The sequence below is a fragment of the Peribacillus sp. 05N428 genome (assembly GCF_056397085.1).
This window is the reverse complement of the sequence record NZ_JBFTMS010000065.1, coordinates 1-16,410: the sequence shown is the minus strand read 5'-3', so window position 1 is coordinate 16,410 and position 16,410 is coordinate 1. Positions and strand designations below refer to the sequence as shown.

Sequence of the window (16,410 nt, the reverse complement as noted above, 5' to 3'; positions counted from 1 at the left end):
GTAGAACCACCAGTTGAGCCRGAAMAGCCGACAGATCCAGTAGAACCACCAGTTGAGCCAGAAAAGCCGACAGATCCAGTAGAACCACCAGTTGAGCCAGAAAAGCCGACAGATCCAGTAGAACCACCAGTTGAACCAGAAAAGCCGACGGATCCAGTAGAACCACCAGTTGAGCCGGAACAGCCGACAGATCCAGTAGAACCACCAGTTGATCCAGAACAGCCGACAGATCCAGTAGAACCACCAGTTGAGCCGGAACAGCCGACAGATCCAGTAGAACCACCAGTTGAACCAGAACAGCCGATGGATCCAGTAGAACCACCAGTTGAGCCAGAACAGCCGACAGATCCAGTAGAACCACCAGTTGAGCCGGAACAGCCGACAGATCCAGTGGAACCACCAGTTGAGCCGGAACAGCCGACAGATCCACAGCCAGAGCCGGAGAAACCTGAAGCACCAGTTGAGCAACAACCTGAAACACCAGACACTAACGATTCAACATTGGTTTAAGATTAAGAGAGAACAGAATGCGTTAAGAATTCTGTTCTCTACTTAATTTTAAACGTTAAGGAGGACGGATTATTGAAAAAGATTAGTTTTAATGAAGGTACATTAGGCTTTGATAATAATATAGTAACCTATGAAGTTCCTTTAGAAAGGACGAATATTAACTCTATAGAAGAAATTCAATTTATAAGGGATATCCCCTTTATGTTTCCCGTCACTAACCTGGAACTGACTCAAAATAAGATGTTTTTTCTAATGGAATTTGAAGTAGAGGACGGATTTCGTACTCTAGGGTATTTTAAATCCAACTCTACGGAAGAGGAAAAATATGATTTTATAGAAAAGTTATGTGAAATAGGAAATGAACTAAAAAATTATGAAAAATTAGTTACGGTCCTAGATGATAAAAATATCCTTGTAAACCCAGAAAAACGAGAAGTTAAGTTTTTATATCGTGGAGTTAAAGGTCTAATGCCTTCTGCATCATATAATGAAGAAGATATCGAGACACAAGTTAAAAGAGTAGTCTTATTTATTTTAACATCAGCTAAATATGATGAAATAAGGGTAAATGGATTAGAAGCAGCTCTTAGCAAGTGTAGTCAAGAACGGTATAAATTAGTATCTAAAATTGCCCAAGCAAAAACACTAAATAATATTTTAATGCTTTTTGAAGGATTGAAAAATGAAAAAGATGAAAGAGAACCCAGAGTCGAGAAACCCACTAAATCTATTTTTTCTAAGATTTCAGTAATCAGGAAGGATATTGAAGAAAAAGTAACTAAGGCCGACAAGCCAAAAAAAGAAAAAAAGGTTAAGCCGATCATAGAAAAAAGGCCACCGAAAGAAAAGAAAAAGATTAAAGAAAGAATAAGTGCTTCCCAGGCAACTTTTGAAGAAGATAATAAATCATTTTTTGCTGATAAATCTAAATTAAAAGTAATAACAGGAACAATGGTAGGATTGGTTTTAATCATTATAGTGATTACTTTATTTAGTAAAGGGGAACCAGCTAAGACAACTCTTGCTAATAGTGAAAAGGATGAAGATATTTTAATAGAAGGCCTTCAATATGCAGCGATTCAAAATTATGAGGATGCATCACAAAACTTCGGAAAAATGAAAACATCTTTTAATGAGTTGAGTGAAGATGCTCAAAGAGCTATTCTTTTTTCGTACTTAATGGCTGGTAAGTACCAAGAAGCTATAGATGCAGAACCTAAGTTTTCTTATAGTGTAATAAATTATTTGGTTTCTAAAGAAAATCTAGATGTGGTTAAAAACATTGATTCAGATGAACCGGTAATTAAGTTTGAAAAAGCTTCAATTAATAAGGATTTTAATACTGTCATAAAATTAAAAGATGATGTTAAACTTGATGGACGTAGAGAATCATTAGTAGTTGATGCTTATATTGGATTAAATAAGTTTGATGAAGCTATGGAATTTGCAGAGTCAAAAGGTAATAAAGATTTAATAACTAAAATTGAGAACCTTAAAAGTGAGAAGGAAAATAAGGAGCAAGAAGTGAAGAAGGCAAAAGATAAAAAAGAAACGAAAGATACAAAAGATAAAAAAGAAACGAAAGAAGATATTGACGTGAATAAAGCATGATTAAAAAGAAGCAATTAAAAAATTGCTTCTTTTTCTTTTTACTTATCCTATTTATATAAGATATAACAAAAAATCAAAGTACTGGAAGAGTCCTTATTCGAAAATGAATATTTTTTATTAAAAAGCCTTCTATATAGTTATGCTTGATGGTCTTTTAACAAATTTGTAAGTGTATCAAAAAATTCCCTAGTGTCACTTAGTATTTCTTCACAAAAATCACTAGATATCTTTATATCATATTTCAATTTATGTACTTTATTTTCCGATTTCAAAAAGTCATTATAATCTTTATCTTCTTTAGCAAGATTATAGTAAATAAAAGCGTCAAGAGTTTCATTGTTTTTTTCATCTTTCTTACTTTTTGGATCTGTTACTTTATTTAGTGTGTCTTCACCGTTGTGGACTATATGATTCCTAATTTTGTTGATTTTTTCTATTTTACTCCATGCTTCATTTAAAGTATCGAAGTCAACCCTAACCTCTTTTGTTAGGTATTTGTGAGAATAAAAAATTCCAGTACGAATTTTTGAATCATCTTGTCTAGCTAGTTGTACTTGTTCACAAATCTTGCCCAATTGTTGTTCGAGAAAGGAATACAATGAGGTTACAAAGGATTTCCGCAGGATATTAGGGAATTCATCTTTTAAGTAACTTACCTTATCTGCGTAATTATAATCAAAGAGGTCTTCGGCTTGATCCTCTGAAATATTTTTAATCTCCTCTTTATATTCTTTTTCTAATTTCTTTAGCTGAACACTAAGAATTTCCTCCATCTCATCTATATAGTTCGAAAAACCATCTAAACCCCATTGAATGGAAAGATTAATCCAACCACGTGTAAAAACATTATTCATTTTTTTACCTCTATTCCATATTTTGTTTTAAAACTAATTTATAGATTTCTAAAAACCTATTAGGCTTAAGCCTAATAAAGTTATATTTAAATATATCTTTATTAATACCTATATTAATTGTCTTGTTCTGTTTTTTTAGTCTTCAATACTTCATCCCATATCTCATTAATCTTTGTTGTGTGAAATTTTCTAAAGATTGTTGATAAGGATATAGTCGATTTATCTTTTAATTGATTGTAAGTTAAACGGCCATTCTTATTATAGATCGCTCTTAACTCACATAAACAATCATCTTTGGTAATAATAGGTGCAGCACGTTTTGTTTTTACTTTAAACCCACAAGCTTCCCTAAGCTGTCCTATAGTGCCGAAATGCTGTCTATATATATCATATGAATATTCAGTTGTTTTTTTCAATTCTTCAATTGTTGCTGGTTTCCCCATTACTTTACTCATTTCTTTGTATTCTTTTATTAAATCTTCATCACTGACATTATCTTTGAGGCTTTCTTTTGTATCGGGGCAGCCACAAGCTTTTGTTATTTCAGCCCATGTCATTCCTAAATGTTTTGTAAGAACACCAGGATAGGGGAATTGCTGTTTGTTTCGATGCTTCTTATAATCTTCCTTCTTATAGCTTTGCAACCGTTTAAATTCAACCTTAAGAGCCGTTAACATTTCATTAGATGGAGATAGTTCCCTTTCAGGTTTAAATCCCAGATTTTTCACTATTTCCCGCCAGCTTAATCCTAAGTTTCGACTAATTTGACTACTTGATAAATTACCTGTTTTTTTCAATTGGTCGTAACTTGCCCGATTTGAAGAACCAATCCTCAGTAATTCTTGTTTCAAACTTACTAGAATATCTTCTTTGTTGCTCATGTAATATTACACCTCAAAGTAGTTGGTTAATAAGTTAATTTTAGCAAATATATGGTATTAAAGTTTAATTATTTGTGTTATAATATAATTATATAACATTCGTGAAAAGAAGGTGAAATGAAATGAACCAACAGTATAAATCGGAGCAAATTATTCATTCTGAATCTTGTCGATCGAGTTTATTATTTTTTTGGTTACCAACTAAATTTAAAATAACGAATAGAAGGATTATGGTTGAATCTAAAAATACAGTTTTTGGATTTTTACCAATCGGTCATCGTTCAGAAAACATTACCCTCCGTAATATTGCGTCCGTAAAATCCTCTTCAAAAATTCATGTGATTAGATTGCTACTTGGTTTATGGCTATTCACAGGATCATTTAGGCTTATGCTTTCACCGGAACTTTTTACGTTAGGAGTAATTGAACTACTAACTGGTTTTTTACTTTTATGCCATTGTAGTAAATCAAAATTGAAGATTATTAGCAATTCAGGACAAAGCACAGAAATAGAAGTTCCCTTTATCGAGAGTAAAAAAATAAACAAAGTCACCAGAGAGGTAAATAATCAGATTATTAATTTCTAGGGAATGGGAGTGTTTACTTTTGAGTTACGAAATAAAAGAATTAGATCCAACCAAATGTAAGTATTCTTACCGATTAGGTAAATTTGATTGTTATGAATTAAGAAAAGGTGTGTGCTCTTTATATTTAAGTGAAGAAGAAGCAGAATGTATAAGCATAGAAGAAGGTAATGAATTTCATGAAAGCAATGTTATGTCGTGTCGTGAATTAGCAAAATCTTTGCTAAATGATAATTATTTTGAAAACCCTAGTTTCCAAAAGTCGGTTTTTTCAATTAGAATGCATCCCAGAGATTGTGGGCATTTTGTATTTACAGATGGTCAGCATAGAACGTGTATTGCCAAACATTTAAATATCAACTCCATGTATGCCAATATAGAAAATTACCCAAGAGATTATAATTTGCTTTGCAGAGCTTGTTACAGTAAACAAGAAAAGGATATAGAAAATAGGAAATTTACAAAACGAATAATTTCAAAACTAAAATGGAAAAAAGTAAAAGAAATACCTTCGGATTTTATTGATGAAGAATACATGAATTTTAAAAAGGATAGAACTTTTAAAGAATATTTCCAAACGAAATAATTGTTAGGAAAAAAGAAAGAGAAGGTGAGAGTTTGAAAGAGATAGAGCAAAAACTAAATCAAATTGCTTCCCAAAACCTTGAAAGGGTAAAGGATGCTGCGTATGAGGTTTTAACTGAAAGTCAAATTATCGTCCGCATGATTGCATGGGAACTTTCTTCGAAGGAATTTCCAAATGAAGTAGTTAAAAGTGCAAATCGATTTCTAGCTAGTTTAATGGATTATACTCATAATTTACCGTTTGCTCTTATAGAGGTAGAAAAAAGTACAAATGAACATGATCATGAACATGCAATAAAAACTATTTGTTCTGAATTAAGTGGTTTTTTTCTATTAAGGGGACATATTGAAAAACTTAAATGGCTAAAATTAGAAGGAAAAGTGATAAACATAATTAATCATATTGAGAAGGAGTTACTAAATTGAAAAATATAGAAGAATTTCCATTTGATTTACAATATAATACATGTATATTATCTAAACAAATTTTTGATGGGGTATTAGGAGACTTATATAAAGGACATTCAAAAGGGAGATAAAAATGGAAATTGTAAAGAACAATAAGAAACGAAAGATTACTTTAATAATTGGTTTGATTTTTTTGGTGTTAATAATAATATCTATTATTTTTGCAATCCGTCCAAGTAGTGAGGATTTAGTGAATGAATTTGAAAATGCTGTTCTGACAAGTGATACAAATACCTTAGAGAAATTAATCGAATCACCGAATAAAGACATGAAAGTAACAAAGGAAGATGTAGAGCAATTTATATCATATGCCAAAGACAATAATGAATACACGCAAGAGCTTATTTTTATCTTACATGCACAACGTGCCATTTTAGAAGAAGATAGTCAAGCAAGGTTACAAAACCCTATTTTTGAAAATGCTACCGAAGGTGAAATCAAAAATGCAGGAGATTTTTATCTTAAAAAAGACGGTGGATTATTTGGTGGTTTTCATATTTATGCTCGTCCGTACTCCCTTAAAGTATCAGCCAATCAACCTGATACGGTGATTACATTAAACGGAAAAAAAGTTTTTGAAACAAAAAAAGGTCAACTTGAAGAGACGATTACTGGACTAGCGCCAAGCAAATATACCATTACAGGAACCAAAAAATATGAATTTGCTAATATCCAAACAAAAGATGAAGTGTCTCTTTTCGATGATGAAGAACGTCAAAGTGAAATTGAATTGGATGTAGAGGGAAAAAAAATTGATGTTGAAGCAACCATTGAAAATGTTGAGATATTTGTAAATGGGAAAATTACAGGAAAAAAAGCCGAAATGATTAAAGAGGATGTTGGAGGCTTGTTTGGTAATAGTGATGATGACAAGGAAACAAATTTCGGGCCCGTATCAACGGATGGTTCAATCAAGGTTCGTGGAGAAGTTACATATCCCTGGGGAGCTGCAACAAGTGTCGCGCAAACGGTAGATGAAGATACAGTGAGTGTGGATGTTACACCTAAACCATTTGGAGAGAAAGAAAATAAAGACAAGGTTGTACAAGTTATCAATGATTTTGCTAAACAACGAGTTCAAGCTTTAGTTCAACAAAATGCTTCTGTTATTAAAACAGCATCCGACAATATTGTTAAAGAATATGCTGAAGATATTCAGTTTGATAAATCAAACGAAAATTATTGGAAAGGGATAGCGCTGGGAACACGCATTGACTTCGGAAATATAATCTTATCGAAAGAAAAAGATCAATATCGAGTAAAGCTTCCAGTAGAACTTCATAGTGAACAAAAACAATACTATGGATGGAATGAAGATGATCCATTAGAAGAAGTGTTTGAAGAATATTTGGTCGTGGCAACCTATGATGAAAAATCAAAACAATGGACGATAGATGAATTAGAGGATTATTATTCCGATGATGAATTTATGAAAGGGAAAGACGTTGTGAAAAGTGAATTTAAATAATAAAAAAGCCTACGATCCTTGTTATTCAAAGGAAGTAGGCTTTATTCTCTTATACTTTATATATTCAAATTTATTTTAAGGAGCTACTCAAATGGAACCGAGGAGATTCAAAAAGAAACCGAGGAGATTCAAAAAAGAACTGAGAATAATAGTTAATAAATACCCTTTAGTAATACCAATTTTATGGTTTTTGATGATGTTTATCATTCCTGTACTAATGTTGGGTATAGTATTAAACCAAAACGAAGTTTTCTTTTATGGGGACTTTTTTCAATACCACGAAATTTTATTTTTTACTATACCCTTGGTACCAGGAGTCTTTTGTTTTGTTATGGGTATTAAAAAGTTAAGAATTAGTACAAGAGTCGCGAGAGAATTAGAGATGTGGGGATATGCATTACTATTCTTTGCTTTAATATGGCAATTCGTTGTAATGGATAGCCAAAAATCTATGGACGAAGAATATAACGAAGAAGAACTTAATTACAAATTAGACCATATTTGGAGCTATATGAATGAAATGGACATAGACAGTGAAGACAGGAAAGCAAATAGTAATGAATATTTTGAATATGCCGATCATGAATGGCCTACCCATTTGGATAACGATGATGGCATGGATACAAAATTAAAGATACTATACGGATTCGTATATTTTTTTAGTACCGTTTTTATAGCAATAGGACGATTCCACGAAATAAAAGGAATAAATAATTAAAATAGACAATGTGTCAAAAGGGAGAATGCCATACCAAAAGACACTTTCCTAAACTCGGAAAATGTCTTTTGGTATTTAACTGCTACAAGGTGTTCTTAATGAACTAACGCACCCGTTTGTTTAAGTACAAACCTTCACAAACTTGCTAACCTGCCACATTAACTTAATAAGAAAAAACCTAATAATTAAAATAAATTACATAGGGCATATTAACTTTAAAATGGGAGGTCCTATATGAAAATAAAACGATTTATTATGATAATACTTTTAGTTTCTAGTTTCACAATAAGTACAAACGTTTCTGCCTCAAACAATAATAAGGAAAACGAAATACCTAATTTTCCGGAAGCAAATAGTTTCAATAACAGATACTTCAGCTATTTTATAACGGATTTATACCACAAGGAAATAATGGAGGCTTTTCAAAGTTATTATAAGAGCAAGGGATTAAAACCTACTGGCTATGGTCCGTCAAGTGAAGACCCCGATTATGGAATGGTTTCTATCTATTTTGGTAATGATTTTAGCGATAAATTCTCATATATGCTAAAAGTGTCATTGTCACCTACAACAGATAAAAAAGTGTTAGGTAGAGATACTCTTTATTTTGCAGTTGAACCGAGTCGCCAATTGATGAAAGACTTACCGAAAGAGTACGCTCCAATCAAGTTGGTGAAGTATGAACACAAAGAGCCATAAAAAAAGGACATATTCGTGTTCTTTTTTTATTGACGGCTTCTAGAAATCTCATTTTATTCTTCTTCAACTAACCTGCCCCTTTAGTTCCATAAGAAAAAGAGCTGCCTTAAAGACAGCTCCGATCTTTAGCTAAAGCACCCTTTAGCGTAAGAAGTAAAATTGGTCAATAGCCATTCCAAAAGATAATAAGGCAGCGACAAACCAAATTATATATTCTTTTTTATTTCTTTTGTTAACTAAATAATTTTCAATCCCTATTAAAAGCATCACAAAACCTAATGTAATTTTTAAAATCGTGGAATATGTGTAATAAACTGTGGTATCAATTTCATTTAATGCTTGCAACGAAACAAATATTGCAATGATTGATAATAATATCTGTACAAACATCAGAGGTTTAATTCTGCGTGACAACTTCTCAAAAAAAGTATTCTTAATTTTATCTAGGAAAGAACGCATTTTGCCTATATCCTCCAAGTTACTTTGTAGTTACTTCTTCTATCTTAACAAAACATCTTTCTTATTTATCCAGAAAGATGTTCCAACCTTATTGAACTAACCTGCCCCTTTAGTTCATTAAGCAAAAAGGCCACCAAATGGCAGCCCCGGATCTCAATTAAATGCACCTAGTCAGTTTAAGAATCATTTAATCTTTGCATATAACGTGGATCGTGGAACTCCTGTAGTTTTTACAATGTCCTTTACACTCATTCCGTTTGTTTCACGTTCATTATATAGCTTAATAGCACGTTTTAAAGTCTTTTCATCTTGCCCTGGTCTTCCCATATGTTTCCCTTGCCTCTTAGCCCTATCCCGACCTTCTGTAGTTCTTTCTACAATAAGATCACGTTCAAATTGTGCGAATGAACCTAAAATATTAAAAAGCAGAGTTTGTAAGCTGTTTCCTTCGTTTGAACCATCAAACTTCATATCTTCTTTTACAAATCTTACATTAACCCCTTTTTCAGCTAGTTCATGAACTATCTTATTCAAGTCCATAATAGAACGAGCTAAACGATCTATTTTAGTTACTACTAATGTATCTCCTTCTCGTGCAAATTCAATAGCTTCATAAAGTTGGGCTCTTTGTTTTGTACTTGTTCCTGTTACTTTTTCAACAAAAAGCTTTTTACACCCTTCATTTTCCAAAATTTCCTTTTGTGTTTCTAAATCTTGGCCAGTAGTTGAAACCCTCGCATAACCAATTAACAATATGTATCATCCTTTGTCTATAAGTACTAAAACTTTTACACATTTAATTATAGACTAACTTTTAGACAGTAAACAAGGGTAAATTAACAAATAATATGTTTGATTTTAAGAGTGTCTTAAAGTTTTAAGTTTTAGACAATATATTTCAATCCTTTCGGTAGAAGGGTTGAAGAAGTTATATAATTAAAATTATCAGCATTTTCATTAAAGGGGTGAGAGGGTAAATATGTATTTTTTTGACATTAAAAAATTAGAAAGAATAACCAGAGAGTACTTTGAACTGATTGAAGACTACTTTGGCATTCTCTATACTCCCGGCGTAGATAAGTTTTTTCAGGCTGAAAAGTTTAGAATCTTAGAGACAGCTGCTCAAGCTATATTGGTAAGTATTGAGGATTTAGAAGAAGACCTACAAGCATTTTGGAAAAAAAATAGTTCTGAAATTATTTCAATAGTTGAGAATACAGATATTTTTAAAGTTATGTATTCTGGTAATCCATCTCCTTTAGAGGGAGTTAATTTTATAAAGAAAACAGCTTTATATTTAGATACTTTATTAATTGAAGATCCACTTTCTTTTTTGTTAAATACTAAAAAAGTTGCTACGGATAAAGCATATTTAAATCAATTGGTAAAACATACCTTTAACTTGCTTGATATGAAAAAACTCTTTTTTGGGGAGGGAAGCATACCACTATTAATTATTTTCCCATCTATTATTGATGAGGAAATTAGAATGAATATAAAAGAAAAAACAGATAAGAGTGGTGACAACTACTTCCGTTTACTCCTTGAGCGAGATTTTAGTGATTCCGATGATGTATGGGAATACCTTGGGGGTATTAGATCAAGTGACCAACTCATTAAAGACATAAAGGATTGGCGATTGTTATTCTTCAATGAATCAAACATGTTAGATAGATTTAACCAAATGCATATTGATATATCAGAAACTTTTAAGGGACAAACTTTATCTATGGGTCAAACCTTAGCGTTAAAAATGTATGGCCAATTTATGAATTTAGGAACACAAGTTTTTCAATCCCAATATTTATCATCCCAAATCGTATTTGACCGTAAAGATAACTGGAATTTATATAAGTGGGATATTAATCAAATTAATCAAATGCACAGAGGAACCCCTGATATTGATAACACAATATTATACGCTCTGCAAACCCAAGAATTTAGATGGCTTGAAAATATTGATATGGATAAGTTTTATCTATTAAGGAATGAAGAAGAAATAAAAAGTGTACGAGAGGCTTTAAGGAAAAACATTCATCATACTTTAGATGGTGTTGATGAAGATAAGATAAAAAAACAAGCCTCGATAAATCTAGAGGACGTGTTAAGCGAACATTCAAGAAAATTAGAAGATTTATCAAAGCAATTGAAGATAAAGTTCTCTATTGACATGCTTGCTTTAGTTGCAGGGGTAATATCTAGCATTCCTGTAAGTTTGGCCATCATTCCAGCTATTGGTGTAGCGAGTACAGTATATGGTGCTTATGATTTATTTACAGGTACCGCGAAATTGGTGGAATCAAAGAAAAAGATCAATAAAAGTTTGATGGGGGTACTTATTGATGCAAAACAAAGAAGTATATGATGCTGCAGAATTTGAAATAAGCTTTAAAGCCTATATTAGTTATGTAAAAAGGAAGTTAAGAAAAAATCCAGATTATAAGGTTCACCCCTTAGTTAAAGCATTTTTAAATGCTATGGAGGGGGTAGAGGCTAATGGAAAGGCTGAGAAGGCTGGGAATTACGGTGGTTTATCTGGAAATGCGGATGATATTCCAAATGGAGATGCCACTCAATTATTCTTTTGTGTTCTAGAAGCACATAATGATGGAACAATATCAGTAGTAGAGTTTTATGATGTAATTAATAATAGACCTGTTCCAATCAAGGTCCTTTCTTATATATTAGTTCTTTCTATGAAATTCGATAAATTTGAAGGCGAGTTAATAAATGTAGATCAGGCAATAGAAATCATAAATAGTACAATACCTGACTTGAACTATATAAGATTTAACAATAGTGAGTGGAAAGAAGCTAGGGATCACTTTGCTGAACTTGTAAAAGAAGGACATTTCCATATGCCAGGTTATAAAGATCAGTTAGAGCCTATAGTAGAAGAATTTACAGGAATTACGTATTCTACTCCGTGGGAGGACTACCCACAAAGAGTAAGGTCAACAATTGCACAAGCTTGGGTATATGATAAGTATGGTGAAATGTTTAAGGATAATTGCATCAATGTCTCAATTTCAAGTATCGATGAAGAATACTATAAGGTAAATACTCTGAATAATGTTCTTTTCACATTGTATGGAGCACCATCGGAATACTTCACTTCAAAACTAAATTGGACATATTTTACTGACATGAGAGTTAGTGAAGTTAGCTTAAATAAGAAACCTGTCCTAAAAAGAAATGCCTCTTGTCCTTGTAATTCAGGTAAAAAATATAAAAAATGTTGTGGAAGATGAATTATCCTGAAGACTGACGGCAGGGCCTGCTATTGTCTTTAGACAAGAATTTATGACCTTGAGTCGAAATAATTTTCAAAATAAGAGCGACTGCATTTAAAATATTGGATAAATCTTAATCGGGGAATCCAATCAATTAAAATAGGAAACTTAAGTAAACAAAACAACACTCTGTTTTAAAGCAGAAAATAGACGAACAAAAAAAGTATGGAAATTCATAATGAAAAAAGAAGTTTCCGGTTAAAACCATTCATAGCAAATCCCGGCCAAAACCGGGATTTTTATTTTTTGGATTTTATCTAAAAAAAGGGAAAATCCTAATATGAAATTAGGGGTGCAGCAAAAAACAATTTTTTTTAGTGGAACCACCAATGTGTTAAATCGTTTATATAGCTACAATAAGCATTTTAACCAACTGACGTCATACCTTGTATAAAGGGGGTAATTCAAAATGACATATCGACCTACTGTAAGATATCCGTCCATTTATCAGGACTATGTAAATGAAGTTAATAATGCCACTTCATTAGATCGCAACCAAATTTTCCGTCTGGCCTTATTTATAGCAGCTCATTCAAAAGAATATAACGATATCCTTAAAAAATATCAGAAGGGTGACGTCCCTCTCCCCTGCCCAGCATGGAGGATAGATGAAGAGAAATGTTGGCAGGAACAAAGCTATATTAAAAAAGAAGATACGCCCCAGGTCAAAATCATTGAACAAGGTGGCATTAAACTAATTATCGGATGATCCTTTATCTTTTTGGTTTATCGACACTCTTAATAGCGTGGGAAGCTGATGCCTTATTTGCCAAGGCCTTAGCCAATTCTTTTGATATTCCATCTTTATTACTCATCTATATCACCTCACATATCAAGAGCCTTGCCGTTAAGCCTTTAAAATATACCTCCCTCCACTCTTAGAGGAGGACCGAGATACCTACTTACCAACCTACCCAAACATAAAACCCTTTTTAGGAAGGAGAAAGCCAATGAGAAGAGATAAGCCATTGAATCCCAGCCTTTCCCCTAACAAAAAAAGAAACCCGGAACCTCAAAAAAGAAAGATCCGGACTGATAAGCTGCATGATATAAAAATCCCTGTTTCCGAAATAACGAATACGATTGTATTGCGTGAATCAAGGAAACATTGGTATGGATCTAAAACCAAAACTTCCACAGAACTGCTTTTATATGGCCTTGAGAACCTTTTTGTATTTCCTGACGTCACCTATATAGACCATCCCTCTACCGTCCATTGCAAGGTTGATCATGAGACATTTCGGAAAATAGGGGAATATGGTATCGAATGGAATTGTAGTACCAGACAGGCAGCTCATAGAATTTTTATGGAGGCTTTAAAGAAGAAACAGCTAGGAGGCATAACAGATGGGGAAATATAGCCAAGCGAATCTCATCAATGAAGAACTATCACTTATAGGGTCCACTAACTTTATCGGAAAAATGCTTCATAAAATGAATAAATCATCCATGATTTTATTATCCATAAAGGTTCCCCTAAATAGTTATTTAAGAGCCGAAGTGTTTTGTGAGGATATCCAAGATTTATCAGAAATGTCGTTTGACCAAAAGGATTTATTGACGCTGCTATACGAAGATTTTCTTTATGAGGGAAAGAGAAACCCAGATTTAAAGAAGATTTTTAAGGTCCTCAATACATTGGAACATGAGTCTGGAAAGACTGCTGTTTTGGAGAAGAAAACGGACTCCATTTTTAAACTCATTCATAAGGAACAACATGAAGAACTGCAACCTTTACATTTAAGAGTGAGGCGAAAATATGCCCTTCGTGGAGAAGTCTTGCTTGCTGATTTGGAAGAAGACCACCCAAACCATGGCTTTACCATTGAACGAGTCATTGAACTTCTCTACATGGATTTTATTGATAAACTACGTAAAGGAGATAATACTGAAGCTATGAGCACCATTCTTCGTATCCTAGATAATGATGAATAATATATAGCCTAAAGGCTTTTGCAGGGTTAACCCTGCTTTTGTCTTTAGGCAAGAATTTATGATCTTCTGTATTTTAAATCAAATAGGTAATTGTAAGCCAAAATGAATTTAATTTTGCTGTAGAGCGTTTCTCAGACATTCATTTTTAAAAAAAGTAGTGTTTTTTTAAGATGGAAAGTTATGTTTTCACTTTCAGATAGGTTTACGTTTAGTTTTTTTATGAACTAAACTATTTTATATACTTATTTTTATTAACATAATCTACCTTATAGATAACTCAACAATCAATGCTACAATTATTATGAGGTGGTAACTTTGTTTATTTCTCCAATGCTATTGCACAAAACAGAGCAACCCTTCGAGGACGATGATTTCATAACTGAGCTCAAGCTTGATGGAATTCGTTTGATTCTTTCTAAGTTTGATAATCAGATTAAATTGTATACTCGTCACAATAATGATTAACTATACTATAATAATTAGAGGATAAAATGTTCAATATACGACCATTAATTCTCTTTTTTTTGTATATTAAAATGATTAAGAAGATTTAAGAAAATATGTTTACTATGTTTAGTATAGGGGGGCAAGTTTAGTAAATGAGGGTTCAAGAAGTTTTCCTAGAGAATCACAGCAAAAGATACATGCTCATAGATGATGTGGGAGTTCCTATTCTTCCGGTGTTAAAATACCTAAAATATCTAGATACAACGGGAAAGAGTACTAATACGCAAAAGACTTATTGCTACGCATTGAAACAATATTTTGATTACTTAAATCAAAAGAATATCAACTATAGCCTAGTAAAATTAGAACACTTAGTAGAATTTATAGGATGGTTAAGAAACCCTTTTGAAAGCTTAAATATTACACCCATTTCCAAAACAAAGGCTAGAAAGACAGAGAGTACAATTAACTTGATTCTTACGGCAGTTACAGGTTTTTACAACTACCTTTTCAGAAACGAAGAAATTGCAAAAGCATTAGCTGATACTGTTATGCAGGAGGTTTTTAACAGAGGACAGAGACAATATAAAGATTTCCTCTACCATGTGAATAAAAATAAATCAGTACATAAGAACATCTTGAAAATCAAAAAGAAGAGGAAAAAAATTAAGACATTAACTAAAGAGGACGTAAGGGATTTAATTAAAGCAACTAGTAACATTAGAGATAGGTTGCTTTTACAAACTCTATTTGAAACAGGACTAAGGATTGGAGAACTACTTTCACTTTACCTGGAGGACTTTGTGTTTGATCACAAAAATGGTCACCGGATACGCTTAGTTGATCGGGGAGAATTAGAGAATGGAGCAAGATTGAAGACAGGAGAAAGAGAAATTTATGTTTCCCAAGAATTAATGGATTTGTATGATGACTACCTATACGAAATCTTAGATGAAATGGATATTCATAAAAATTTCGTATTTGTTAAACTACGTGGGAAAAATGCAGGTCAGGGCATGAATTACCAAGATGTATCAGCTCTATTTAAACGCTTAAGGAAAAAAAGCAATATCTCTGTTCATCCTCACCTATTACGGCATTCTCACGCGACTCTATACTACAAACAAACTGGTGATATTAAACAAGTTCAAGAACGGTTAGGTCACAGTAATATTCAAACAACCATGAACTTATACCTTCACCCTTCTAAAGAAGATATTCGCAATAATTGGGAAAAAGCCCAACATGCTTTTAAGATTTACAACAAGAATAATCCTGGGGGAACCAATGAATGAGTATTAATCCTTTATTAAGCCAGGATTTTGAAAGTGTACACGATTACATGAGGAATGAATTATCATCCTATGTGGTTCGTAATATCGATGGGGATGAAAATGTGCAAAAAGTAATTGTCAATAATCCATATTTTTTAATTGAGAATTCATGGCATATTAATTTTTTTAGGACAATTTCTAATTTTAAATCTTATTTAGAAAACCCTACTTTCAATAGGAAAACAATCTATTTTCCATTCAAAAGCGAGCTAATTAATTTAGAACTTAAATTTTTCGTGTATAGAAAAATATTTCAGGATGAATGGACCATGAACACTATGTTTGTTGGCCAAGCCAATAACATTCAATTATTTAACCGTTTTGTAAATGAAAAATACCCCTATCTAAACTCTCTCACTGATTTGAATATTGACAAGGCAAACAGCGAGTGGCTATCTTGGTTAGAGAAAAACGAAGTATCGACTTCTTACATTAGCAAACGGGATGGATATAAAGTTAAGTCTCCCCGGGCCAAGTACTTATTAAATCTTCTAACTGAGTTTAATAAACTAATAGACTTTCGAGATGAATGGGAAAAAGACATTTGGGAAGCTAAAAATCTGA

Annotated in this window: 18 protein-coding genes and 2 pseudogenes; 16 read left to right on the top strand and 4 right to left on the bottom strand. The window is 32.6% G+C overall.

Features of this window, described 5'->3' with window-relative positions:
* Positions 1-510: hypothetical protein (locus AC1DIV_RS28230; protein ID WP_477577864.1), on the top strand; the 510-nt coding region annotated here is incomplete at its 5' end.
* Between the two features lie 72 nt (positions 511-582).
* Positions 583-2,121 carry a hypothetical protein gene (locus AC1DIV_RS28225; RefSeq protein ID WP_105718948.1) on the top strand — a complete coding sequence of 513 codons (1,539 nt, stop codon included), beginning with the start codon at positions 583-585 and terminating at the stop codon, positions 2,119-2,121.
* Positions 2,122-2,258: 137 nt separating this feature from the next.
* Here AC1DIV_RS28225 and AC1DIV_RS28220 read toward each other — a convergent pair whose 3' ends face one another.
* Together AC1DIV_RS28220 and AC1DIV_RS28215 are read right to left on the bottom strand one after the other, a co-directional pair.
* A complete protein-coding gene (locus AC1DIV_RS28220; protein ID WP_105718947.1) occupies positions 2,259-2,975 on the bottom strand; it encodes a hypothetical protein in 717 nt (238 codons plus the stop codon).
* Between the two features lie 113 nt (positions 2,976-3,088).
* Positions 3,089-3,856: a homing endonuclease associated repeat-containing protein gene (locus AC1DIV_RS28215; protein ID WP_048882941.1), complete on the bottom strand. Its 768-nt coding sequence runs from the start codon at positions 3,854-3,856 to the stop codon at positions 3,089-3,091.
* Positions 3,857-3,978: 122 nt separating this feature from the next.
* On the opposite strand from AC1DIV_RS28215, the gene AC1DIV_RS28210 reads away from it, so the two are divergent.
* The 6 genes from AC1DIV_RS28210 to AC1DIV_RS28185 all read left to right on the top strand — a co-directional run bounded on the left by AC1DIV_RS28210 (position 3,979) and on the right by AC1DIV_RS28185 (position 8,378).
* Positions 3,979-4,443 carry a hypothetical protein gene (locus AC1DIV_RS28210; RefSeq protein WP_105718946.1) on the top strand — a complete coding sequence of 155 codons (465 nt, stop codon included), beginning with the start codon at positions 3,979-3,981 and terminating at the stop codon, positions 4,441-4,443.
* Positions 4,444-4,462: 19 nt separating this feature from the next.
* A complete protein-coding gene (locus tag AC1DIV_RS28205; RefSeq protein WP_105718945.1) occupies positions 4,463-5,026 on the top strand; it encodes a hypothetical protein in 564 nt (187 codons plus the stop codon).
* Between the two features lie 32 nt (positions 5,027-5,058).
* On the top strand, positions 5,059-5,451 hold the full coding sequence (locus AC1DIV_RS28200) for a hypothetical protein (protein ID WP_048882938.1): 393 nt from the start codon (positions 5,059-5,061) through the stop codon (positions 5,449-5,451).
* Between the two features lie 115 nt (positions 5,452-5,566).
* Complete coding sequence (locus tag AC1DIV_RS28195) at positions 5,567-6,961, top strand: TcaA 3rd/4th domain-containing protein (protein WP_105718944.1); 1,395 nt, start codon at positions 5,567-5,569, stop codon at positions 6,959-6,961.
* Between the two features lie 91 nt (positions 6,962-7,052).
* A complete protein-coding gene (locus tag AC1DIV_RS28190) occupies positions 7,053-7,679 on the top strand; it encodes a hypothetical protein (protein WP_105718943.1) in 627 nt (208 codons plus the stop codon).
* A gap of 234 nt (positions 7,680-7,913) precedes the next feature.
* Positions 7,914-8,378, top strand: coding sequence for a hypothetical protein (locus tag AC1DIV_RS28185; protein WP_105718942.1), 465 nt, complete (start codon positions 7,914-7,916; stop codon positions 8,376-8,378).
* 141 nt (positions 8,379-8,519) lie between these two features.
* Here the strand turns inward: AC1DIV_RS28185 and AC1DIV_RS28180 are convergent, their stop codons facing one another.
* The gene (locus tag AC1DIV_RS28180) at positions 8,520-8,837 is read right to left on the bottom strand and encodes a hypothetical protein (RefSeq protein ID WP_105718941.1); all 318 of its coding nucleotides are present in this window, start codon (positions 8,835-8,837) and stop codon (positions 8,520-8,522) included.
* Positions 8,838-9,020: 183 nt separating this feature from the next.
* Positions 9,021-9,593 (bottom strand): recombinase family protein, encoded by a 573-nt coding sequence (locus tag AC1DIV_RS28175; RefSeq protein WP_105718940.1) that lies wholly within the window; start codon positions 9,591-9,593, stop codon positions 9,021-9,023.
* A gap of 223 nt (positions 9,594-9,816) precedes the next feature.
* Between AC1DIV_RS28175 and AC1DIV_RS28170 the strand changes: the two genes are divergently transcribed.
* From AC1DIV_RS28170 to AC1DIV_RS28135, 8 genes and pseudogenes are all read left to right on the top strand, one after another.
* On the top strand, positions 9,817-11,202 hold the full coding sequence (locus AC1DIV_RS28170) for a hypothetical protein (RefSeq protein WP_105718939.1): 1,386 nt from the start codon (positions 9,817-9,819) through the stop codon (positions 11,200-11,202).
* Positions 11,180-12,088: an SEC-C metal-binding domain-containing protein gene (locus AC1DIV_RS28165; RefSeq protein WP_105718938.1), complete on the top strand. Its 909-nt coding sequence runs from the start codon at positions 11,180-11,182 to the stop codon at positions 12,086-12,088. The genes AC1DIV_RS28170 and AC1DIV_RS28165 overlap by 23 nt, the downstream gene beginning before the upstream one ends.
* Positions 12,089-12,539: 451 nt before the next feature.
* Complete coding sequence (locus AC1DIV_RS28160) at positions 12,540-12,839, top strand: hypothetical protein (RefSeq protein WP_105718937.1); 300 nt, start codon at positions 12,540-12,542, stop codon at positions 12,837-12,839.
* A 241-nt stretch (positions 12,840-13,080) separates the two neighbouring features.
* Positions 13,081-13,491: a hypothetical protein gene (locus AC1DIV_RS28155; RefSeq protein ID WP_105718936.1), complete on the top strand. Its 411-nt coding sequence runs from the start codon at positions 13,081-13,083 to the stop codon at positions 13,489-13,491.
* On the top strand, positions 13,478-14,065 hold the full coding sequence (locus tag AC1DIV_RS28150) for a hypothetical protein (RefSeq protein ID WP_105718935.1): 588 nt from the start codon (positions 13,478-13,480) through the stop codon (positions 14,063-14,065). The genes AC1DIV_RS28155 and AC1DIV_RS28150 overlap by 14 nt, the downstream gene beginning before the upstream one ends.
* Positions 14,066-14,380: 315 nt before the next feature.
* Positions 14,381-14,527 (top strand): annotated as a pseudogene (locus AC1DIV_RS28145) (ATP-dependent DNA ligase); the annotation flags it as partial.
* 137 nt (positions 14,528-14,664) lie between these two features.
* On the top strand, positions 14,665-15,807 hold the full coding sequence (locus AC1DIV_RS28140) for a tyrosine-type recombinase/integrase (protein WP_105718934.1): 1,143 nt from the start codon (positions 14,665-14,667) through the stop codon (positions 15,805-15,807).
* Positions 15,804-16,410: pseudogene (locus AC1DIV_RS28135) on the top strand (tyrosine-type recombinase/integrase); the annotation flags it as partial. The gene AC1DIV_RS28140 and the pseudogene AC1DIV_RS28135, both read left to right, overlap by 4 nt.

Excerpts from the sequence above, each read along its gene's own strand:
- AC1DIV_RS28190 (WP_105718943.1), top strand. The coding sequence starts at position 7,053 with ATGGAACCGAGGAGATTCAAAAAGAAACCGAGGAGATTCAAAAAAGAA.
- AC1DIV_RS28160 (WP_105718937.1), top strand. The coding sequence starts at position 12,540 with ATGACATATCGACCTACTGTAAGATATCCGTCCATTTATCAGGACTAT.
- AC1DIV_RS28150 (WP_105718935.1), top strand. The coding sequence starts at position 13,478 with ATGGGGAAATATAGCCAAGCGAATCTCATCAATGAAGAACTATCACTT.
- AC1DIV_RS28155 (WP_105718936.1), top strand. The coding sequence starts at position 13,081 with ATGAGAAGAGATAAGCCATTGAATCCCAGCCTTTCCCCTAACAAAAAA.
- AC1DIV_RS28170 (WP_105718939.1), top strand. The coding sequence starts at position 9,817 with ATGTATTTTTTTGACATTAAAAAATTAGAAAGAATAACCAGAGAGTAC.
- AC1DIV_RS28165 (WP_105718938.1), top strand. The coding sequence starts at position 11,180 with ATGCAAAACAAAGAAGTATATGATGCTGCAGAATTTGAAATAAGCTTT.
- AC1DIV_RS28140 (WP_105718934.1), top strand. The coding sequence starts at position 14,665 with ATGAGGGTTCAAGAAGTTTTCCTAGAGAATCACAGCAAAAGATACATG.
- AC1DIV_RS28215 (WP_048882941.1), bottom strand. The coding sequence starts at position 3,856 with ATGAGCAACAAAGAAGATATTCTAGTAAGTTTGAAACAAGAATTACTG.
- AC1DIV_RS28195 (WP_105718944.1), top strand. The coding sequence starts at position 5,567 with ATGGAAATTGTAAAGAACAATAAGAAACGAAAGATTACTTTAATAATT.
- AC1DIV_RS28185 (WP_105718942.1), top strand. The coding sequence starts at position 7,914 with ATGAAAATAAAACGATTTATTATGATAATACTTTTAGTTTCTAGTTTC.
- AC1DIV_RS28220 (WP_105718947.1), bottom strand. The coding sequence starts at position 2,975 with ATGAATAATGTTTTTACACGTGGTTGGATTAATCTTTCCATTCAATGG.
- AC1DIV_RS28210 (WP_105718946.1), top strand. The coding sequence starts at position 3,979 with ATGAACCAACAGTATAAATCGGAGCAAATTATTCATTCTGAATCTTGT.
- AC1DIV_RS28180 (WP_105718941.1), bottom strand. The coding sequence starts at position 8,837 with ATGCGTTCTTTCCTAGATAAAATTAAGAATACTTTTTTTGAGAAGTTG.